We start from the raw sequence: 6,332 nt of genomic DNA on the forward strand, positions 1-6,332 counted from the left end.
ATCTTAGTCTATTGCTTCTTGAAAATTGATGTCTTTGATTAAATCTTGATATTTCCCTTGTAATACTATTTCGCCTTCATTCAAAACGATTACTTTATCGCAAGCCGCCATCACCATTGGATCGTTTGAAATCGTAAGGAGTGTCCAAGGATTAGATTTATCAGTTAAAAAAGCAATTGTTTTTAGACGTTCCGCTTTGTGCAATTCACGATAAATATCGGTAATCATCAATAATTTAGGTTTCTCAACCACACATCTAGCCACTGAAATTTTAGCAATAAAACTTTCTGAAAAGCGTTTTCCACCAGCAATCATCGAAGTATTTAAGCCTTCAGGAAGTTCGGAGATGAAATCACTTAAATTTAAATTATCTAATCCCCATTTCACATCACTGTACTTTACACTTGCCCGCCCCATTGCGATGTTATCCAACAGTGTCCCATCAAAAATGGCATCTAAAGCTAAGTTTCTTTCGATACTATCACGGATTGAATCTAATTTTACATCTCTGATTGACATGCCATTATAATTAATTGCCCCTTCAAAATCAGTAAAAATAGCCGAAAGTATTTTCAGTAAAGTTTCTTTGCCAGAACCGTTCGTTCCTGTGATACAAATACTCTCTTTAGGTTTTATATCCAAATTAAGTTTTTTCAATACATATTTACTCTCGCCTGGATAACGGTAACTCAAATCTTTCAATTTAATATCCATTCCTTCATTTTGCTCATGGAAATTAATATTTAATCCTGATTGACGTTCCAACGGTAAATCTGTAACTAAACCCATTTTCTCGACTGCCGTTAATAAATCAAAAACGGTATCAGCCCCAGAAATTAGTTTTTCTACAGAGTTCACAACCAAAACGATGATGATTTCTGACGCCACAAATTGCCCCAATGAAATTTGTCGGTCAATAACCAATGAAGTACCCAAAATCAATAAAACTGCCGTTATGAAAGTCTTGAAAAACACGGCATTTCCATACAAAATCAACAATACTTTAAAGTGTTTCTTTCTGTATTTCAAATAGTTATTCACCAAATAATCCATTCTTTGCATTGGCAAATTAGTAGAACCAGCCGACTTGAAAGCATATAAAGTACGGGCAATATCTTCTAACCATTGTGCTACTTTGTATTTGTATTTAGATTCTGCCAAGCTAGTTTCCATTCCTTTTGCAGCATTCAAATACACCACAAAAGTGACGATAGCGATGGTTAAAAAACCAAATGCGATAAAGTAAGGATGATACAACGACAATAAAATAATACCGAAGAGAATCTGAATAAGAGCGGCAGTAATATCAATTAATACTTTAGGAAGCGCTTTTTGAACATTAAGAATATCAAAAAAACGGTTCATTAATTCAGGAGCATAAGAGCCTAGAAGGTCTTCAGACTTTACTCTTGGAATACGATAGGTGAATTCAAAAGCAGCTTTGGCAAATACTCTTCTTTGCAATACTTCTACCAAAGTTTGTTGGTAAATCTGTAAAACGCCTGTAATTGTAACCCCCAGAATTACGATGGTAATTAAGACATATACTGAGCTAAAGGCCATACCACCAGATACTAGCCCGATAATTGCTTGAATTCCTAGTGGCAAGGTTAGGCTGATAATCCCGACGACGATGGCATAAATGTAAATATAACCAATGTCTTTGCGTTCTGCACCTAGCATTCTGAACAAACGCTTCATTGGGCTTAGGTCTTCAGGGACAGGCGTATCATCAATATTTTCCAAAGGATATACAACGAGAAATCTTACTTTCCCATCTTTGGTGCTATCTGCCTGATTAGTGACTTTTGCAGGATTGAAAGATTGATTTTCATCAATTTCTTCTACCCCTTTATCATCTACAAACTGATAAAAAAAAGGTTTGCTGTTTTTAAGTTGTCTGCCTGCAAAAATGGTTTTAACGCCGTCCTTGCTTTCATCAAAAAAAATTACAGGGTGGTTATTCGCTTGAATAAGCTCTTTAAAACCTTGCTCATTAGCATAGTTTTCTACTACTAAGAATTTTTGTTTACGGGCTGCTTGAGTAAGTGCGTTTACAAAATCATCAATTTCGTTTGCTTTAAACGTTGTTTGCTTCGAAAGTGGTGATTGATACGCAAAGTTATCAAAATCAGTACCGTAAAACTCGGTTAGTTTCTTAACAATAAGGCTTAACTGAGTGGATTGCATATTTTTCTTGTTTGAATGTGTAATATTTATTGATTTATTAATGGAATAATCGCATTTTAATTGTTATGACAACGAAATTAATTGTTTTGTTTAGAAAAATTCTAAATAATTGATAGGCGGTTTATATCAACAATAAAGTTAAGATTTATCAATAAGAAATAATTGTACCAAAGTTTGTTTGTAAATTTACTGTTCATTTTTTTATAATTCTCAACATCTGTTCTATCAATAATTTTTAATTGATTCTATCCGTTTGAATCATTAATGACCATACACTGAAACTTTATGAAACTTATACTAGATTCAGAAACAAAACAATCAATATGTTCATAAAAAAAATAATTGCTTTATTTATATTTTTGACCTTCAATTTATATAATAATTCATTCGCTTTTCAAAAAAACAATGCTGATTCAAACTTAAATGCTAATAGTATCATTCAAAAAGCAATTGAGCTTGCTCCGCTTCATGATAAAGCATTTGTTAATTATCAAGCAGAAGTATTTATCCAAAATGCTGCAAAGTGGACGCAAATTCCGGGCTTATGGAAACCAATTTTGAAGAATGAAGGTATCGAAGAAAATCTTCTTTACCAATCTGAGTCTTTTGCTCAATTCTCAGTAAGTGCTGATAACACTTATCATTTTATCAACAAAGCTATAAGAAATAATTATCATACTGAAGCACGTCCTGATAAATACATAAATCCCAATTTTTACAAAGCTACTTTAGGAACAAATGCCATTTCGCCACTTTCGCCTAAGGCTTTCCAATATTATGATTTTGAATATTTAGGTACTGAAATCATCAACCAAGTAAAAATTCATCAAATAAAAGTTATTCCTAAAAACAATAACGACGAAAAAGTATTTAGTGGTATTATTTCCCTAACTGATGTAGATTTTTTTCTACAAAGTGTGGAATTAAAAGTAAAAAACTATAATATTTCCTACCAAATACAAGTAAAATATATACCATTTAATACTCAATGGGTGCCAGAACATTTTCAAATTACTGCCACTGGTACTTTGATGGGTTTTGAAGGCGAATATACTTACAAAGCTAAAGTTCGGAATTATCAGAGTATTATTCATAAAATAATTCCTGAATTAATTCGCCCTAATGAAGATGAATTCAAGGAAATCGTCAATATTCAAGAACGTAATTTTGAGGTTCAGCAATTCAAACAAGTAATGTCTGCACTGAGTACCAACCTTAAAAACCAATGGAGTGATGCCAACATTGCTTCTGGGTTAAGACGTTATGACAAAATTGAAATTGCTCCAGAAGCTGATATTCAAAACGATAATGTTTGGTATGAGTTGAAGCTCAATTCAGATTTTAAAGCTTTCACTCCCGACTTACCGATTAGTTCATACAATAAAAACTCACTTCCATTACAACCTGACGAGTTTTCAACTTATCGACAAGCCAATCAAAAATTTGGTGTCGGAAGTGTCTTGTTCAGTCGGTCATACTTTTGGGGAAACACCAAAAGGGGCTATTATCCTTATGAAATCTATTACAAATCTCCTGTTTTAGATTTCAACTTTAATACCGTCGAAGGATTTGTTTACAATACTGGTGCATTGTTTCGCTATCGTAGAAACCGTTATGATTGGTGGGAAATTGACCCAACGTGGCGTTATTCAGTAACACAGAATCGTTCTTTGGGAATGGTGAAAATTCGTTGGAAAACACAAAGAGAAGATTTTAGTGTTTCAGGAGGTTCATACATTTCTCAATACAATGTAGATACTCCTGTTGCTTTAGACTTAAACTCTCTTTCAACGCTTTTACTCAAGAAAAACTTCGTCAAAATCTATGAAAAAGATTTTGTCAATCTTTCTTATAACGACCGTTTTTCAAATACTTTTGGTATCAAAACTTCATTGGAATGGGCAAGGCGTTATCCTTTAGAAAACACGACCAATTATTACTGGATTAACTATGCTGGCGATTCATACTCCCCAAATTTTCCTCAAAACAAAGAAATTACAAATACAAAATTCCAAAATAACGATGCTTTCTTAGCAAGTTTCCAGATTAATTATCGCCCTACGCTCAAAAAACAATACCGTAACAGTATTCGTTATGTAGATTTTTCTTCATCACCTTTGATTACTTTTAAATATCGTGGAGCGATTCCTAAAGTATTTGGTACGGAAATGGATTTCCACACCATAGAATTGGGAATCACACACAACTTCCCGCTAGGCATCAATTCAAATTTTAATTATATCGCCCAAGCTGGTACTTTTTTAAGTGCCAACAAAATGACCTTTGCAGATTATAAGCACTTCAACGGAAATAATAACATGATTTCTATTGGTGATGCACTTACCACACATCGTTTGGTTGGTTTTTATGATAATTATATTTGGGGTGTAAGTAAAAAGCTGATTGACCCATTTTACTTTTCAACCAATGGCTCATACATCGACATCATGACAATGGTCGGACTCAGAAAATTCGCCTTAACGCAATCAACTAGAATCCGTAACAAAGGTATTCGTGAAGAACTTTTTGCCAACTATCTTTATACAGCTAATAGAGATATTCATAATGTAGAAGTAGGTTATGGAATCGACGGAATATTACGCATACTAAGAGTTGAGGCTGTTTTTGCATATAATAACAGAGGTTTGCCAAACAAAGATTTCACCAAGTTTCAAAATACACAATTTGGCATCAGAATTTCACTAAATTCAAGAGTTCGTGGAGGAGTAACGCCTGATTGGTGATAAACATAAATCATCATTTTCTTAGCGGAAATACATCAAATCTTATGGAGATAGATGTGTTTTCGCTATTTTTTTGTCCTTGCGGAAAATGAAAATGCTTCCGAGGAAAAATATTTTTGAATTGAGGAAAATAAAATCGCCTCAGCGGAAAAACATTTTTGAATTGAGGAAAATAAAATCACCTTTGAGGAAGATTATTTATGGATTGTGTAATTCTTAAAGTGATTTCTACAAAGTCAACAGGATTAAATTGACGTTATAGCAGAATTTTCGCCCTGTACATCTAAAAAAAGACAAGAAAATCAGGATAAAACACTACTTTTATTTATGAATAAATTGTTTGAGCATTCGTATTTTAAATCTAAAAACTAATGAAAAAATCATTTAAAATCGCAGCTTTGTTTGCGTTAGTACTTTCTTCAAATTACTCTTTCTCGCAAGTAACCTTAAAAAAAGTCTGGGAAACAGACACAACACTTACCACCCCCGAATCTATCTTATTCGAGCCTAAATCTAAAACTGTTTTTGTATCCTGCATCAATGGCGGCCCAGCAGCTACTAATGAAAAAAGCTTTATCGCTAAAATTGATTTGGATGGAAAAATCACTCAATTAAAACTGAGCGAAAATCTACATTCTACCAAAGGAATGGGCTTTTTAGATGGTAAACTTTACGTTGCTGAAATTTTTAAATTAATAGAAATTGACCCAAAAACGGGGAAAGTATTACATAAATACGAAGTACCTGATGCAAAATTCTTGAATGATGTAAGTGTAGATACCAAAAATAAAATTGTGTATTTCACTGATATGCGTTCGGACAGACTTTGGAAATTAGATAAAGGACAAATTGTAAAAGTAGTTGAAGGAACTCCGCTCAAAAGCCCGAATGGAGTATTCTTTGAAAATGGTAAATTGATTGTTGGCAATGGCGATGGTAAAATTTTGGCTTATGATTTACAATCTCAACAGTTTTCAACCATTGCAGAAGGAATGGGCGGTATTGATGGCATTTTAACAGATGGCAAAAAAGGTTATTTCGCCTCTGAATGGAGAGGAAAAGTTTGGCACATCAACACAGAAGGGAAAACGCAATTACTCCTTGATTTTGTGGATGCAAAAGTAAACACGGCTGATTTTGAATATATCCCAAGTAGAAAATTAATACTAATTCCAACTTTCTTGAAAAACAAAGTGTTAGCTTATTCGGTTGAGTAGTTCGTTTTTGGATTTCGGATTTCAGCTATCAGATGTCAGATTTTATAAAATTTAGAACTAAATTAAAACCCTGTATTAAAAAAAAAAGGCTCAATCCTTAAATTAGGCTGATGACTTTTAATGTATATTTTTGTATTCAAAACATATAAGATATGCAAATACAACTACATAAGATTTTAGA

General features: G+C 33.1%; 3 protein-coding genes. 2 read left to right on the forward strand and 1 reads right to left on the reverse strand.

The genetic code is table 11. The features are described 5' to 3' along the window. Nucleotides 1–3: 3 nt before the first annotated feature. Complete coding sequence (locus tag HNP25_RS13090) at nucleotides 4–2,190, reverse strand: peptidase domain-containing ABC transporter (protein ID WP_184134768.1); 2,187 nt, start codon at nucleotides 2,188–2,190, stop codon at nucleotides 4–6. Between the two features lie 359 nt (nucleotides 2,191–2,549). On the opposite strand from HNP25_RS13090, the gene HNP25_RS13095 reads away from it, so the two are divergent. Both HNP25_RS13095 and HNP25_RS13100 read left to right on the forward strand, forming a co-directional pair. Continuing rightward, nucleotides 2,550–4,934, forward strand: a complete 2,385-nt coding sequence (locus HNP25_RS13095; protein ID WP_221432469.1) for a DUF5686 family protein — start codon at nucleotides 2,550–2,552, stop codon at nucleotides 4,932–4,934. Nucleotides 4,935–5,305: 371 nt separating this feature from the next. Next, on the forward strand, nucleotides 5,306–6,151 hold the full coding sequence (locus tag HNP25_RS13100; RefSeq protein ID WP_184134771.1) for an SMP-30/gluconolactonase/LRE family protein: 846 nt from the start codon (nucleotides 5,306–5,308) through the stop codon (nucleotides 6,149–6,151). Nucleotides 6,152–6,332 lie beyond the last annotated feature (181 nt).

This window comes from Arcicella rosea, assembly GCF_014204325.1.
Taxonomy (GTDB): Bacteria; Bacteroidota; Bacteroidia; order Cytophagales; family Spirosomataceae; genus Arcicella; species Arcicella rosea_A.